Genomic DNA, 13,661 nt, shown 5'->3' on the forward strand with positions numbered 1-13,661 from the left:
AAGGTTAGCAAATTCTCTTAATTCCACTAATTGTAGTGACTTTTTCTCCAAATGAATCCCCGGCAATGCCAATATTTTACAAAAGTTTTCCGGTTGTAAAACAATTTACCTATGCTAGCTTTATATATGCTTATTCAAGAGCTATGTATGTAATTAGTTCTTTTGGGCTTGTTTATTTAACAGAACGTTTTAATAATTTAGGATTGTTGATTATAGTAATTCCTATTATTCTACAATTTGATTCTGCTCTAATGTTTTAAGCATAATATCTTGTAACAATTTATTATAGTGATTTTCTAACTTAGGTGTATTTGACATAATGATTAATAAATAACTTTGTATTTTAATTAATATATGAATTTTTTAATAATACAATCACTTTTAGTTAGTTTATGTTATTATTTATCTCTCTTTCCTCTATTAACACTCATTCATGATAAAGATTTACCTTAAATTTGCATTTTAAGTAATTTAATTATAGATAACTATTAACAAATTTTAATAATTATCTATAATCTACCCTAAAACAGATTAAAGGCATACAAATGGAGCGAATAGAATGGCAAGATCTATAAAAAAGAAAAGAAATATGCCACACTCACTAGAAAAGGATTTAGATATTGTAAAGGCATCATCCAATAATATAGACACAGTACCTAAAAAGCAGCCTCCAATATTTAGAAGTATGGATGATATAGAAGTTATACAAAGGCGTAACTTGGAACGTATAATTTCTCAAGAAACAGTAAAAAGTAAAGATGATTTATATATAATAGAGCAAGAACGGATACAGCAATTAATGAGTAGAGGCACACACACCTTAACAACCCATGAACAACACCCCAATACTAATTTATAAAAGTGAGTATAAAACACAAAATCACTCAAGAACATCCAGTATTATAAATAGTATTAAGACCTCAAAATGGGGTAATATAAAGAAAAGAAGCAACGTAACAGGAAAGATTCTTTTTAATAAAACCACAGCTAGCGTACTTGGATTAATAGCAAGTAGTATTATGCTGGCAACTATAGCACCTGCCACAGCTCCATTTATGTTTGTATCAGCTGCTGCCATGGTAACATCTATAGTAGGTAAAGCCATAATAGAGTAGTACATACTCGCAAGATACGTCTTCTTACACAAGAAAATAAATTATTAGAAAAACATCGTGATGATTTGAGTAAACAACAAGCTCTTCTAAAAATTGATCCAAAGTTAAAAGATATTTTAAAAGATGATTTATATATACATAATGAGCAGCAACAAACGAAAGACAAAAGTAATAAAGGTACTAAATCATTATTTATAGCATCGGTTATAACAAATGTAATAAATAATATAGTAAACGTGGCGGGGATATCAGCCTCTATAGTCGGTAATAATGTAGCACAAATAATTTCATCAATAAATATAGGATTACAATCATTAAACGGTTCTAAAGATTCGTCAATCAGATCCAAGATAGGATAAAGTTAATTAAGGAGCTAAACCATAATATTAATCAAGAAACACAAAAAGCAGATATAGGTAATTATAAAAATATACAAGCATTAGCAGAGATAGGATATAAACACACTATTCAAACTGTAGCATTAAACGCATTACTACAAGATAAGAATTACTTTAGATTTACCGATCAAGAAAAACAACAGCGATTTAATCAGCTTAGTGCAGCAATAACATCACAAAATATAATAGTAGATATACTAAAAGATATAGATAGGGCACATAGTCCTTTTTATAAACAACCGAAACAAATAACTACTCATAAAAGCGTGTTAACAAAAACAGTTGAAAATACAAATACTAACGATCATAAGGAATACAAAACGATACAGTAAAAAAAGAAATTAGAACTAAGCGGCACAGAAAATATAGTAAATAGAATTTGGAAACAATTAATTAATAATACTATTTCTAATAAAAATACAGGTACGCCAAATAATTATATAAAAAGAATTGAAAAAAAGATTTAGGGTTAATAAGGTAAAATAGGAAATCATCAATAGACTTCTTAGCAAAATTTCCTATTGACTTTTATATAAAACAGTATAATTTTTCTTTACAATTGAACTTTTGTAAAGAAATTATACTCGGCTATGAGAAAGAACAAAGAAGCTTAACACATAAGCAAAAAGAAGCAATAGGACTATTTTCTATTGGTATATTTCTTGAGTATTGTAACCTAATGCTTTACGTGCATATGGTAATACTTTTAAATGATTTATTTTTTCCTAAGTATGATCCTTTTGTTAATTCACTTCTTAATGCTTTTGCGTTTTGTTCTACTTGCGTTTTTAGACCGGTAGGGGGCTATTAATATTTGGTTGGATTAGTGACAATATAGGCAGAAAAGTAACTGTTATTATCACCACAGCTATTATGGCAATTACTATTACAGCGACTCTTGCTCCTTACTCAGAAATAGGTATAGCTGCTACCTATAGTTATAACATTATGTAGAGTTGCTCAAGGGATCTAATCAATGGGCGAGATTATGGGGGCTCAAATTTACTTAACCGAAATCACAAAACCTCCTACTCAATATTCAAGCGTGGCTATGATTGTCACAGCATCTACTGTAGGAGGCGTTGCAGCACTCGGTATAGTATCTATAGTTACCAGCTATAGTTTTAGTTGGCGTATAGCCTTTTGGATGGGAGCAGTTATTGCCGTGATTGGACTAACTGCACGAACTACTTTATAGGAAACTCCTGTATTTGCAGATGCAAAACACCAACTTCAAGAAAGCTTAGCTGATGCTATTGAAAAAGGAGATATAAATATTAAAAAATTAAAAAACCATTTTCGGCTACAAGAAAAGGTCAATAAAAAAACCTGTTTGGCTTATTTTTTAATTGAATGTTGCATGGCCTGGTATCATTTTATTTTACCTACTCACATTGTAGTAATATATTAAAAAATACCTTTGGTTATACCAGTGAACAGATCATACATAATAATTTTATTGTCTCAATAGTAAATTTAGGTTCATATATAATATTAACTTATCTATGCTATAAAATATATCCATTAATTCTTATAAAATTTAAGTTATTAATATTTTGGTTATTTGCTTTATCACAATCCTTAATGCATATTTTCTCAGGTGATTTAGCTCCTAAAGTCTGTATATTATGGACTCTATCAAAAAATTTTATAAGTGCCGTATTATATCTTTGCTGTTTAATTAATAGATTTAAGCTTTCTTCAGCAGTAATTTTCCCGTAAGGTTTAATTCGAGTTAGGTCTTCTACATGTTTTGCTACCTCCTGCTCCAAAAATGCCGTTAATCATTTCTTCAGTTAATTCTGTATCCTCAATAGTATCATGAAGTAACGCAGCTTGTAGCATTATGGTCGTAAAAAGCTTAGGAACTTCTTCAGCTACAAACGCTGCAATCATAATCGTCACCTCAATCGGATGGGAGTAATAAGGATCACCTGATTGACATATTTGAGAACCGTGATATTTACGAGCGTAGTAAATGCCTTTTTTAACCTCCTCTATATCAATAGGATTTTTTACTTTAGTGTGTAAATTTTCGAGTTTATCAAGTAATTTTTTAGCGTAAACGTATATTTCAAACTTTTTTCCCAGAGCCTATATCTTCCATAAAAGTTATTTTTTATTAAGTTAAAATTGTAATAATAAATAATTTTTTAACTTTAAATAGATTAATAGCTTTTGGTTACATTGTATTTAAACAACTATCATTTTACTTTATTAGCTGCTTTAACTTCCGTACAATTTATACTGTGCTATTTTTTTTGAAAATCTAGTAAAAATAACGACAAAAGTAATAAATAATGCAGCAAAGAATTACAGTAGAATTCAGAAAGGTTCCGACAAGATAAATTTCAAGGCGAGCGAGCTAGGCGTATATTAATATGTGAGTAAAGGCGATAGTACAAAATTCGCTTGTATCAAGCTTTATGAATTATGCTGTATATGAAAGATTCTAAAAACTCGTATGGATCAGGAAATTTATTCAGTGTCATACCATAGCTTGTTGACCACGATATAGCATTATTACGCAGATCGATTCCACCCATATCATTCTAGTTTGCTTGACCGCAGGTTCCAAAAACAATCAGCCAAGTAATGTATAATATTAATACGTAACTATGGCTAAAGCAAGATAAAAAAGATATAAATTGTCATACCGGGACTTATTCCCGGTATCCAGAAAACCTTAAAAAGTTTTGGATGCCGTGGTCAAGCCACGGGATGACAAATTAATAGCATACCATTTTTATTTAACCCTAGCTATATCAATCTCTTCTCGTTTTCTTCTTGTCAACGAATTAACGTAAACTTTATTAGACTTCTTCAGAAATAAGGATTTAGAGAGGAATTTGAAAGAGACACTTCACTTTGAACCGAAGCATACATACTAGTATGTGAGGATGAGTGGTAAGGATCGACGTACAAATTACCTCTAGAAGTAGAATTTCTGAAGAGGTCTATTGTATGAAACTGAACGTATTTCCTGATTTACACAATAAAAAACTATAACTATATTTAGAAAAAGTACTAAAAAATGCTAAATTTAGTATTTTTATACTGGATTATTTGGTCAATTACTTTGTAATTTTCTATCAATGGCATTAAATTATTAACTAATATATACTTAGTTAGAAATGCCATTTCACAAAGATATTGTTTTTCTTGATAGGTTTAACTATTGTAACATTTAAAACTGAAAAACTTGAGTTTAAGCTTCATTCATTGTTTGATCGTTGAAATACTAAAAACTTTTGATTGGTGGGCGATGACGGACTCGAACCGCCGACACTCTCGGTGTAAACGAGATACTCTACCAGCTGAGCTAATCGCCCATATTTTTTATTAATTAGTAAAATAACATCATTTATAATCCATAAGAAGTATATAAATAATTTAGCAAAATTTTATTAGTTTTTGCTTTTAAATTACTATAAAGTGTTATTTACTTTCAAACTTTTTATTTGCCTTGATAATCTGCTGATTTTTCTTGAGGCGGTATTTAATTTAATTATATTTTTTTTCACACCGTGCATTATCTTAGACTGAGCAACAGATAAAGCTATGTTAGCATTTTCTTTATTACCAAGACTGATTTCATGTACAACTTTCTTTATAAAAGTTTTTATTGCACTAGATCGTTTTTTATTGATTAGAGTTCTTTTTACTGTTTGTCTAGCAGCTTTTTTTGCTGAAGAATGATTAGCCATCACCGAGTCCCTTATATTTTAATTTTTAATTTCTTTATTAGCATCTTGCTGTATATTTCCTTTAGCATTAATATCTCTATCTACAAATTCAATATATGCTATCGGTGCTAAATCACCATAACGGAATCCGGCTTTTATTATTCTAGTATAACCGCCAGGTCTATCTTTATATCTGGTACCTAAAATATTTATAAGCTTTTCTACTGCTGTTTTATCTTTTATTTTTGATAAAACGCTTCTTCTTACCATTAAATCAGCTTTTTTAGCTTTAGTAATTAAAGTTTCAATATAAGGTCTTAATTCCTTAGCTTTTGGTAAAGTAGTTTTAATTTGTTCATGGGTTACAAGTGCTACAGCCATATTAGCGAGCATTGCTTGCCGATGACTACTTGTTACATTTAACTTTCTGCCTTTAATTTTATGTCGCATTTTTTAGTCCTTAATTATAAGAATCTTCATAACGTTTAGATAATTCCTGCATATTTTCCGGTGGCCAATCCGGTACATCCATACCGAATCTTAAATTAAATTTTGCCAATATTTCTTTAATCTCATTTAAAGATTTTCTACCGAAATTTGGAGTTCTTAGCATATCGGATTCCGTTCTTTTTACTAGATCCCCTATATATATTATATTATCATTTTTCAAACAATTTGCCGATCTAACCGATAATTCCAATTCATCAACTCTCTTAAGTAAATAAGGTGAAAATGGTAAAGCATCAGTTTTAACTTGCTTATCTTCTTCCTGTTCTTCAAAAGAAATAAATAATTGTAATTGCTCCTGTAAAATACGTGCAGCTAAACCTACAGCCATTTCAGGTAATACATCACCGTTAGTTTCTACAAACATAATTAATTTATCATAATCGGTAACCTGACCTACCCTAGTATTTTCTACCTTATAAGTAACACTCTTTACCGGATTAAATAAAGCATCTATAGCTATTTCACCAATAGGTAAATTATCCTCATAACTATTTGTGCTAAGTACATATCCTTTACCAACCTTGCAAGTTAATTCCATTTCAAGCTGCTTGTCCTTAGCTAGATCACAAATTACATGATCCGGATTCAGTATTTCTACATCATGACCTGTCTCAATCATACCGGCCGTTACAACACAAGGTCCTGTTGCTTTTAATTTCATGATACGTTTTTCTGCAACATGCATTTTTACTTCAATACCTTTAATGTTTAAAATCACTTCTGATACATCTTCTTTTACACCGGGTATAGAAGAAAATTCATGTTCTATAGCAGGGATCTTTATAGACGTGATAGCTGCTCCTTGTAAAGAAGAAAGTAATACTCTTCTCATAGCATTACCGAGTGTTAAACCAAAACCTCTTTCTAAAGGTTCAACTACAATTTTAGCTTTATTATTGGTTTCTGGAAAATTTTCATAAGCAACTTTATTCGGCTTTATTAAAGTATTCCAATTTTTACTTAACGATAACATTTAATACCTATGATTCTCTTATACTCTTCTTCTTTTTGGCGGTCTTACTCCATTATGAGCAATTGACGATACATCTAAAATTGATGTAACCACAAAATTTTGTCCGAATAAAGCTCTCATTGCTGATTCACGCTGAGCCCCCGGTCCTCCAATCCTAATAGAAATAGTTTTTAGACCATATTCTTTTGCTTTTTCCGATGCTCTATCAATTGTTACTTGAGCTGCATAAGGTGTTGCTTTTCTTGCCCCTTTAAACCCATTACCTCCTGCCGATGCAGAAGAAATAGTATTACCTTGGATATCAGTAAATGTTACTATAGTATTATTAAATGATGCTCGGATATGCACAACACCAAGAGTGATAGTTTTTTTCTTTTTCTTAACTTTAACCGTCTGATTCATTATTTATACTCTATACTTAAACTATTATTTTACAGCTTTTTTCTTTCCGGCTATCGCAATAGCTTTACCTTTTCTAGTTCGAGCATTAGAATGCGTGTTCTGTCCTCTCACCGGCAACTTACGTATATGTCTCAGTCCTTGATAACATCTTATATCTTTCTTTTTCTTAATATTAAGCGTAACTTCTCGTCTTAAATCACCCTCAACTTTATACTCACTTTCAATAATATTACGTAAGCCTATTAACTCTTGGTCTGTCAGTTCTTTCACTTTTTTATCTTGCGATATTTTTGCTTTATTACAGATCTCTGCTGCCATAGTAGGCCCGAGACCGTAAATGTAAGTTAAACTCACAACTAAACGTTTATTATCAGGAATATTAACACTTGCAATTCTTGCCACAAATAATCTCCAACATTTTACTGGTAACTAAAAAATAATATAAAAATCTTTGATAAAGTCAATTTATTTTTAGTATTTTCTGTATATCAATTTCTATTTCTTGTTCATTTTTACTTCCATTAACTATATAAAAATTACCACTATTTTTATAATAATCTATTAACGGATATGTTTCTGTTTTATATACTTCAATTCTTTTTTTTATTACTTCTTCATTATCGTCTTTTCTATAATCAAATGTACTTGAACCGCAAACATCACACACATTATCAGTTTTAGGCTGCAAGAAGTACCTATTATATATTTTACCGCAATTTTTACAACTATATCTTCCTAAAATTCTTCTAATTAATAATTCACCTGAAACATCAAAATATATTATTTTAATTTTTTCTTTAATAAATGATTCAAAAAATTTCGCTTGCTCTAAATTACGCGGATATCCATCTAATATGTAGCCGTTTTTATATTCAAAGGATAATAAAAAATTTTTGATTACTTGATTAACTATTTCATTAGGGATAAGCTCCCCTTGCCTAACATAATTATTAATTAACTCTGCTTCACTAGTTGATGTTTTAATAATTGTTCTAAATATATCACCAATTGCTATATGTGGTAAATCAATTTTTTTAGCTATCTTTTTTCCTTGTGTGCCCTTTCCTGCTCCTGGAGGACCTAAAAAAATTACTATCACTATTTAAGCTCATTTTTAATTTTTTAATTTTATTTTCTTCATTAAACCTTCATACTTACTACTAAATAAGTAAGTTTGAATCTGAGTCATAGTATCAAGTACCACGTTCACTACAATTAAAAAACTCGTACCTCCTAAAGAAAGAGAGATTACATATTTATTCATTAATAGCTCCGGAATTACACATATTACACTTAAATATATCCCACCTATAACCGTAAGCCTTGTAAGTATATAATCAAAATAATCAGACGTATTTTTTCCTGGTCTTTTACCTGGAATATAAGCACCGTATTTTCTTAAATTATTAGCAGTTTCTTCAGAATTAAATACTATTGCAGTATAAAAAAAACTAAAAAACATAATTAATGCTACATATAATAAAATATATACAGGTTTTCCATGCCCTAAGTAATAAGTAAGCATGCCCATAGTTTCTGAATTACTATTAGAAAAATTAGCAAGCGTAGCAGGAAATAGTAAAATTGAACTAGCAAATATTGGAGGTATTACACCAGAAGTATTTAACTTGAGAGGCATATGGGTTGCTTCGCCTCCATAAATTTTATTTCCTACTTGTCGTTTAGGATACTGCACCAATAATTTTCTTTGGGCTCTTTCAAAAAATATAATTATAGCTATTAATACAACTACTCCAATACAAACAGCTATCGCTATTAAAGGCGATAATGCTCCTTTTCTTGATAATTCAAACATACTAATAATAGCACTAGGTACTCCTGAAATTATACCTATAAATATAATTAAAGACGTACCATTACCTATTCCGCGCTGTGTAATTTGTTCGCCTAACCACATTAATAGCATCGTGCCTACAACTAAAGTAATTACGGTTGTAACTCTAAAGAAAAAACCTGCTAAGATTACTACAGGACCAGTATTTGTTACAATCGACTCTAAACTTATAGCAACTCCATAAGCCTGAAAAGAAGCAAGTAGAACCGTTAAATATCTCGATAGCTGATTTACTTTTCTTTTGCCGACTTCCCCTTCTTTTTTTAAATTTTCCAAAGGTTTATATGCAACTGACATTAATTGGATAATAATTGAGGCAGTAATATACGGCATAATTGCTAAAGCAAAAATGGACATTCTACCTAGCGATCCTCCGGATAGCATATTAAACATTCCGAGTATTCCAGATTGATTCTTTGCAGCCACACTACTTAAAGCAATTGAATCTATACCAGGTATAGGTATAAAAGACCCAAATCTACATACTATAAGAATGAGAATAGTAAAAACAATGCGACTAACTAAATCATTACCGGATTTTTTAGAAAAATTCTGCCCCATATACTATAATAATTTTCCACCTGCTTTCTTGATTAAATCCTTAGCTTTAGAAGAATAAGCATCTAATTTTAATGATAGAGGAGCAGCGAAATCATCACTACAAATAGATAATAATTTCACTAATTTCTTATTATGTTTATTATTAACTACTCTGGCTTCTACCAATTTTTCTTTCGTAATATTATCATCAGCACTTAAACGCCCATCGGCTAATGCTTCTTCAATATTATAAATATTTATTATATTGTATTTTTTAGTTGAAATACAATTAAACCCTCTTTTAGGTAGTCTTTTGATCATAGGTGTTTGACCACCTTCAAAACCTTTTATTGCAACGCCGGATCTAGATTTTTGACCTTTAATTCCTCTACCACCGGTTTTTCCTTTACCACTACCAATACCGCGTGCTATTCTTTTCTTATTTTTTTTAGCACCTATATTATTATATAATTCATTTAATTTCATTTAAAAACTCTCATTACATATTTTCTATTTTTAACAAATGCTTTACTTTTTTAACCATCCCTTTGATTGAATTAGTATTTGCAAGAATAACGCTCTTATTAATTTTGTTTAAACCAAGCCCAACTAATATCAACCTTTGATCATACTTACGACCTATAGCACTGTGAACTTGAGTAATTTTTATATTATTGATCTTATTATTCATAACTTCACCTTACTTATGCAACATTATTAATTAACTTGAATGTCAGCAGATTTTACAGATATTTCATTTACTTTTTTATCTCTTCTCATAGCAATAGATTTTGGTGACGCAAGTTTATTTAATGCATCAAATGTTGCAGAAATCATTGCGTAAACATTCGTTGAACCTATTGATTTAGCAACAATATCATGAATGCCTAAAGAGTCAAAAATTGCTCTCATAGATCCTCCGGCTATAACGCCTGTACCTGCTTTAGCTCTTCTTAAAATCACTTTAGCAGCTCCACTTTTACCGACAACGTCATGGTGAATAGTCCTATTTTGATATAACGGTACTTTCATCATTCTCTTTTTAGCGGCTTGTTTTGCCTTTCCTCGAGCTTCATTGACTTCTTTAGCTTTTCCGTGTCCCGCTCCGACTCTGCCGGCTTTATCACCGACCACTACATAAGCAGAAAAAGCAAAGCTTCTACCGCCTTTTACTACTTTTGTAACTCTATTTACATCAACTAAAACTTCACTTAAAGCCTCGTCATTTTTTTTAACTTTAGACATTACTACAACCTTATAACCTAAAATTTTATTTTCTCTCTAGCTGCATCAGCTAGCGCTTTTACAACACCGTGATACTTATATCCGCCTCTATCAAACACTACGTCTTTTATCCCTGCAGAATCAGCTTTTTTTGCTATTTCTTTGCCTACTTTGATAGCATTTTCAATATTACAATGAGATTTTTTTATTTTCTCATCTAAAGTTGAAGCAGCAGCAATCGTTATAGACTTAGAATCATCAATAATTTGTGCATATATATGTCTACCTGACTTAAATATTGATAATCTAACTCTATTAGATTTTTTAGATATTTTATGTCTTATTCTACTTCTTCTTTTTTCAAATTTTAGCTTAGCACTACGCATATTTAACTCTTAAATTTAATTTTTCTTACCTTCTTTACGCGGTATAAATTGATTTTCAAATTTAATTCCTTTTCCTTTATAAGGCTCAGGTGGTCTCTGTTTTATAATAATTGAAGCAAATTGTCCTAATTTTTCTTTATCTGTTCCCTCAAGAATAATAATATTTTGCTTAGGCATCTCTATTTTAATATCTGAAGGTATTTCAATTTTTGTATTATGGCTTTTAGCAAGCATTAAATTTAAATATTTACCTTTTACCATCGCCCTGTAACCGACTCCGTTAATTTCGAGTTTAAGCTTAAAACCTTCTTTAACGCCGGTAACCATATTTGATATTATGCTTCTTGCAGTACCCCACATAGCACGTGCATTTTTCTTTGCGGCTAAAGGTTTTACTAAAAGCTTATTTTCTGCCAATAAAATTGCTATATTACCTTTAAAAGTTTTTGATAATTCGCCTTTAGGTCCGGATATTTTTACTTCTAAATCATTTAAACCAATTTTTACACCTTCAGGTATAGTAATTGGCAATTTTCCAACACGTGACATTTTTTACCTTAAAATACTTTACAAATTACTTCGCCGCCGACATTTTTAATATGAGCTTCTCTATCAGACATAACACCGTAAGGAGTAGAAAGAATATATATACCCATATTATTATAATATCCTTTCAAATCTTTAATAGCAGAATATACTCTTTTTCCAGGCTTTGATACTCTATGAATTTCGCATATAGAAGCATCGCCATTAACAGAGTATTTTAAAGCTACCTCAGTATAACTAATATTATTTTTTTGAGTAGTTATATAATCTTTTATATAACCTTCTTTTTGCAAAACATCTAAAATTGAAGTTTTAATTTTAGAACTAGGAAAAGAAATATTTATCAATTTGCTTTTATAAGCATTTCTAATTCTAGTTAACATATCTGCTACATTATCCGTCATTGACATATGATTTACCTATCGACTTTTACCAACTTGACTTAACTACACCGGGAACTAAGCCTCTGCCTATTAATTCTCTAAGCTTATTCCTCGATATACCAAACTTTCTTGTAACACCTCTTGGTCTACCTGTAAGCTCACATCTATTTCTTATTCTAGTAGATGATGAATTTCTAGGTAATTGTGCAAGTGACATTACCAAAGAAAAACGCTCTTCTAATGAAATATTTTTATCATAAATTTTACTTTTTAGTGCTAAACGTTTATGATGTAAACTTTGTGATTTTTTTTTCCTACTTTCGTTCTTTTTTATAGAACTTACTTTTGCCATTATATATATCCTAAAAATTAATTATAAAAAGGTAAATTAAACCCTGATAACAAAAATTTACTTTCTTGATCTGTTTTAGCAGATGTAACGATTGTAATATCCATACCTCTTATTGTATCGATTTTATCGTAATTAATTTCAGGAAAAACGATCTGCTCTTTTAACCCAAAAGTAAAATTCCCTTTACCATCAAAACTTTTATAAGAAAAACCGCGAAATTCCTTAACACGGGGTAATGCAACAATTACTAACCTCTCTAAAAAATCATACATTCTATCTTTACGTAATGTAACCTTGCAACCTATTTTCATATTTTCGCGTAACTTAAAAGTTGCAATAGATTTTCTTGCTAACGTTACAACCGGCTTCTGACCGGAAATCAAAGTAAGATCATTTACTGCATTATTAATTACTTTGGAATTGGCTGTTGCTTCCCCTACTCCCATATTTATCACAATTTTCTTAATTTGCGGTATTTCGTGTTTATTTTTATAAGAAAATTTTTTTTGTAAGTTTTCAATAATTTTTTGCTGATATAATTCTTTAAATCTTAACATTATTTACCTTCCTTACCAATAATTTCCCCTGATTTCTTTGCTACTCTAACCTTAGAACCGTCTTCTAAGAATTTAAAAGCTACCTTGGTAGGGTTACCGGTTTTTGGATCGATGTGTGCAATATTTGAGATATGTATAGGTAATTCTTTAGTTATTATCCCGCCTTCACTCATTTGATTAGATTTAGTATGCTTTTTTACTACATTTACTCCAGAAACAATTACTTTACTGTCCTCTGGGAAAACTTTTAATATTTTACCTTTTTTTCCTTTGTGCTTTCCGGTAATAACAACAACTTCATCACCTTTTTTTACTTTTAATTTAATCATTTATAACACTTCCTCTGCAAGCGACATTATTCTAACATATTTTTTCGCTCTAAGTTCTCTTGTAACAGGACCAAAAACTCTAGTACCGATAGGTTCATCTTGTTTATTCAAAAGCACTAATGCGTTTTGATCAAATTTTATTGTACTACCGTCAGGTCTTACTACTCCAGTCTTTGTACGAACAATCACGCCTTTATAAACATCACCCTTTTTAACCTTACCGCCGGGTATAGCGTCTTTAACAGATACAACTATAACATCACCCAGCTTTGCCACCATATGGTGAGAGCCACCTAAAACTTTAATACACATAACTTTTTTAGCACCGGAATTATCTGCAACTTCCAAGATGCTCTGCATTTGAATCATAAACTACTTCCAATTTTTTATACACGAGAAATAAAA

General features: G+C 30.4%; 23 protein-coding genes, 1 tRNA gene and 1 pseudogene. 5 read left to right on the forward strand and 20 right to left on the reverse strand.

Annotation, left to right across the window (positions count from 1 at the left end; all coding sequences use genetic code 11):
• The first annotated feature begins 35 nt into the window (after positions 1-35).
• A complete protein-coding gene (locus tag ACHBLB_RS00320; protein WP_475842818.1) occupies positions 36-260 on the forward strand; it encodes a hypothetical protein in 225 nt (74 codons plus the stop codon).
• Positions 261-559: 299 nt separating this feature from the next.
• Entirely contained in the window at positions 560-859 is a 300-nt protein-coding gene (locus ACHBLB_RS00325; RefSeq protein ID WP_475841802.1) for a hypothetical protein, read from the forward strand.
• Positions 860-880: 21 nt separating this feature from the next.
• Here the strand turns inward: ACHBLB_RS00325 and ACHBLB_RS00330 are convergent, their stop codons facing one another.
• On the reverse strand, positions 881-1,105 hold the full coding sequence (locus ACHBLB_RS00330) for a hypothetical protein (RefSeq protein ID WP_475841804.1): 225 nt from the start codon (positions 1,103-1,105) through the stop codon (positions 881-883).
• A 75-nt stretch (positions 1,106-1,180) separates the two neighbouring features.
• On the opposite strand from ACHBLB_RS00330, the gene ACHBLB_RS00335 reads away from it, so the two are divergent.
• The 3 genes from ACHBLB_RS00335 (at position 1,181) to ACHBLB_RS00345 (ending at position 2,711) form a co-directional block, all read left to right on the forward strand.
• Positions 1,181-1,474 (forward strand): hypothetical protein, encoded by a 294-nt coding sequence (locus tag ACHBLB_RS00335; RefSeq protein ID WP_475841807.1) that lies wholly within the window; start codon positions 1,181-1,183, stop codon positions 1,472-1,474.
• 598 nt (positions 1,475-2,072) lie between these two features.
• Positions 2,073-2,324, forward strand: coding sequence for a hypothetical protein (locus ACHBLB_RS00340; RefSeq protein ID WP_475841809.1), 252 nt, complete (start codon positions 2,073-2,075; stop codon positions 2,322-2,324).
• A 165-nt stretch (positions 2,325-2,489) separates the two neighbouring features.
• A complete protein-coding gene (locus ACHBLB_RS00345; RefSeq protein WP_475841811.1) occupies positions 2,490-2,711 on the forward strand; it encodes an MFS transporter in 222 nt (73 codons plus the stop codon).
• A 310-nt stretch (positions 2,712-3,021) separates the two neighbouring features.
• On the opposite strand, the pseudogene ACHBLB_RS00350 reads toward ACHBLB_RS00345, so the two are convergent.
• The 19 genes and pseudogenes from ACHBLB_RS00350 to rplN form a co-directional block, all read right to left on the reverse strand.
• A pseudogene (locus ACHBLB_RS00350) lies at positions 3,022-3,620 on the reverse strand (HD domain-containing protein).
• A 1,149-nt stretch (positions 3,621-4,769) separates the two neighbouring features.
• A tRNA-Val gene (locus tag ACHBLB_RS00355) sits at positions 4,770-4,845 on the reverse strand.
• Positions 4,846-4,941: 96 nt separating this feature from the next.
• On the reverse strand, positions 4,942-5,220 hold the full coding sequence (rpsT, locus tag ACHBLB_RS00360; RefSeq protein ID WP_475841813.1) for a 30S ribosomal protein S20: 279 nt from the start codon (positions 5,218-5,220) through the stop codon (positions 4,942-4,944).
• A gap of 18 nt (positions 5,221-5,238) precedes the next feature.
• Entirely contained in the window at positions 5,239-5,649 is a 411-nt protein-coding gene (gene rplQ / locus ACHBLB_RS00365) for a 50S ribosomal protein L17 (RefSeq protein WP_475841815.1), read from the reverse strand.
• A 10-nt stretch (positions 5,650-5,659) separates the two neighbouring features.
• Positions 5,660-6,682, reverse strand: coding sequence for a DNA-directed RNA polymerase subunit alpha (locus tag ACHBLB_RS00370; RefSeq protein ID WP_475841817.1), 1,023 nt, complete (start codon positions 6,680-6,682; stop codon positions 5,660-5,662).
• Positions 6,683-6,700: 18 nt separating this feature from the next.
• Positions 6,701-7,084: a 30S ribosomal protein S11 gene (gene rpsK, locus ACHBLB_RS00375; RefSeq protein ID WP_008580920.1), complete on the reverse strand. Its 384-nt coding sequence runs from the start codon at positions 7,082-7,084 to the stop codon at positions 6,701-6,703.
• A gap of 24 nt (positions 7,085-7,108) precedes the next feature.
• On the reverse strand, positions 7,109-7,486 hold the full coding sequence (gene rpsM, locus ACHBLB_RS00380; RefSeq protein ID WP_475841819.1) for a 30S ribosomal protein S13: 378 nt from the start codon (positions 7,484-7,486) through the stop codon (positions 7,109-7,111).
• A 58-nt stretch (positions 7,487-7,544) separates the two neighbouring features.
• Entirely contained in the window at positions 7,545-8,183 is a 639-nt protein-coding gene (locus tag ACHBLB_RS00385; protein WP_475841821.1) for an adenylate kinase, read from the reverse strand.
• A 15-nt stretch (positions 8,184-8,198) separates the two neighbouring features.
• Positions 8,199-9,500, reverse strand: a complete 1,302-nt coding sequence (gene secY, locus ACHBLB_RS00390) for a preprotein translocase subunit SecY (RefSeq protein ID WP_475841823.1) — start codon at positions 9,498-9,500, stop codon at positions 8,199-8,201.
• A gap of 3 nt (positions 9,501-9,503) precedes the next feature.
• On the reverse strand, positions 9,504-9,965 hold the full coding sequence (gene rplO / locus ACHBLB_RS00395; protein ID WP_475841825.1) for a 50S ribosomal protein L15: 462 nt from the start codon (positions 9,963-9,965) through the stop codon (positions 9,504-9,506).
• Between the two features lie 13 nt (positions 9,966-9,978).
• Positions 9,979-10,170, reverse strand: a complete 192-nt coding sequence (rpmD, locus tag ACHBLB_RS00400) for a 50S ribosomal protein L30 (RefSeq protein WP_012151139.1) — start codon at positions 10,168-10,170, stop codon at positions 9,979-9,981.
• Positions 10,171-10,196: 26 nt separating this feature from the next.
• Positions 10,197-10,724, reverse strand: a complete 528-nt coding sequence (rpsE, locus tag ACHBLB_RS00405; RefSeq protein ID WP_475841827.1) for a 30S ribosomal protein S5 — start codon at positions 10,722-10,724, stop codon at positions 10,197-10,199.
• 17 nt (positions 10,725-10,741) lie between these two features.
• Positions 10,742-11,089 (reverse strand): 50S ribosomal protein L18, encoded by a 348-nt coding sequence (rplR, locus tag ACHBLB_RS00410; protein ID WP_475841829.1) that lies wholly within the window; start codon positions 11,087-11,089, stop codon positions 10,742-10,744.
• Positions 11,090-11,104: 15 nt separating this feature from the next.
• Positions 11,105-11,638: a 50S ribosomal protein L6 gene (gene rplF / locus ACHBLB_RS00415; protein WP_475841831.1), complete on the reverse strand. Its 534-nt coding sequence runs from the start codon at positions 11,636-11,638 to the stop codon at positions 11,105-11,107.
• Between the two features lie 8 nt (positions 11,639-11,646).
• On the reverse strand, positions 11,647-12,045 hold the full coding sequence (rpsH, locus tag ACHBLB_RS00420) for a 30S ribosomal protein S8 (RefSeq protein WP_475841833.1): 399 nt from the start codon (positions 12,043-12,045) through the stop codon (positions 11,647-11,649).
• Between the two features lie 19 nt (positions 12,046-12,064).
• Positions 12,065-12,370 (reverse strand): 30S ribosomal protein S14, encoded by a 306-nt coding sequence (rpsN, locus tag ACHBLB_RS00425; RefSeq protein ID WP_475841835.1) that lies wholly within the window; start codon positions 12,368-12,370, stop codon positions 12,065-12,067.
• 17 nt (positions 12,371-12,387) lie between these two features.
• Positions 12,388-12,927 (reverse strand): 50S ribosomal protein L5, encoded by a 540-nt coding sequence (gene rplE, locus ACHBLB_RS00430; protein WP_012151144.1) that lies wholly within the window; start codon positions 12,925-12,927, stop codon positions 12,388-12,390.
• Positions 12,927-13,256: a 50S ribosomal protein L24 gene (gene rplX / locus ACHBLB_RS00435; RefSeq protein WP_004997814.1), complete on the reverse strand. Its 330-nt coding sequence runs from the start codon at positions 13,254-13,256 to the stop codon at positions 12,927-12,929. The genes rplE and rplX overlap by 1 nt, the downstream gene beginning before the upstream one ends.
• Positions 13,257-13,625, reverse strand: a complete 369-nt coding sequence (rplN, locus tag ACHBLB_RS00440; RefSeq protein ID WP_004997813.1) for a 50S ribosomal protein L14 — start codon at positions 13,623-13,625, stop codon at positions 13,257-13,259.
• Positions 13,626-13,661: the final 36 nt, after the last annotated feature.

The organism is Rickettsia lanei (assembly GCF_056242675.1).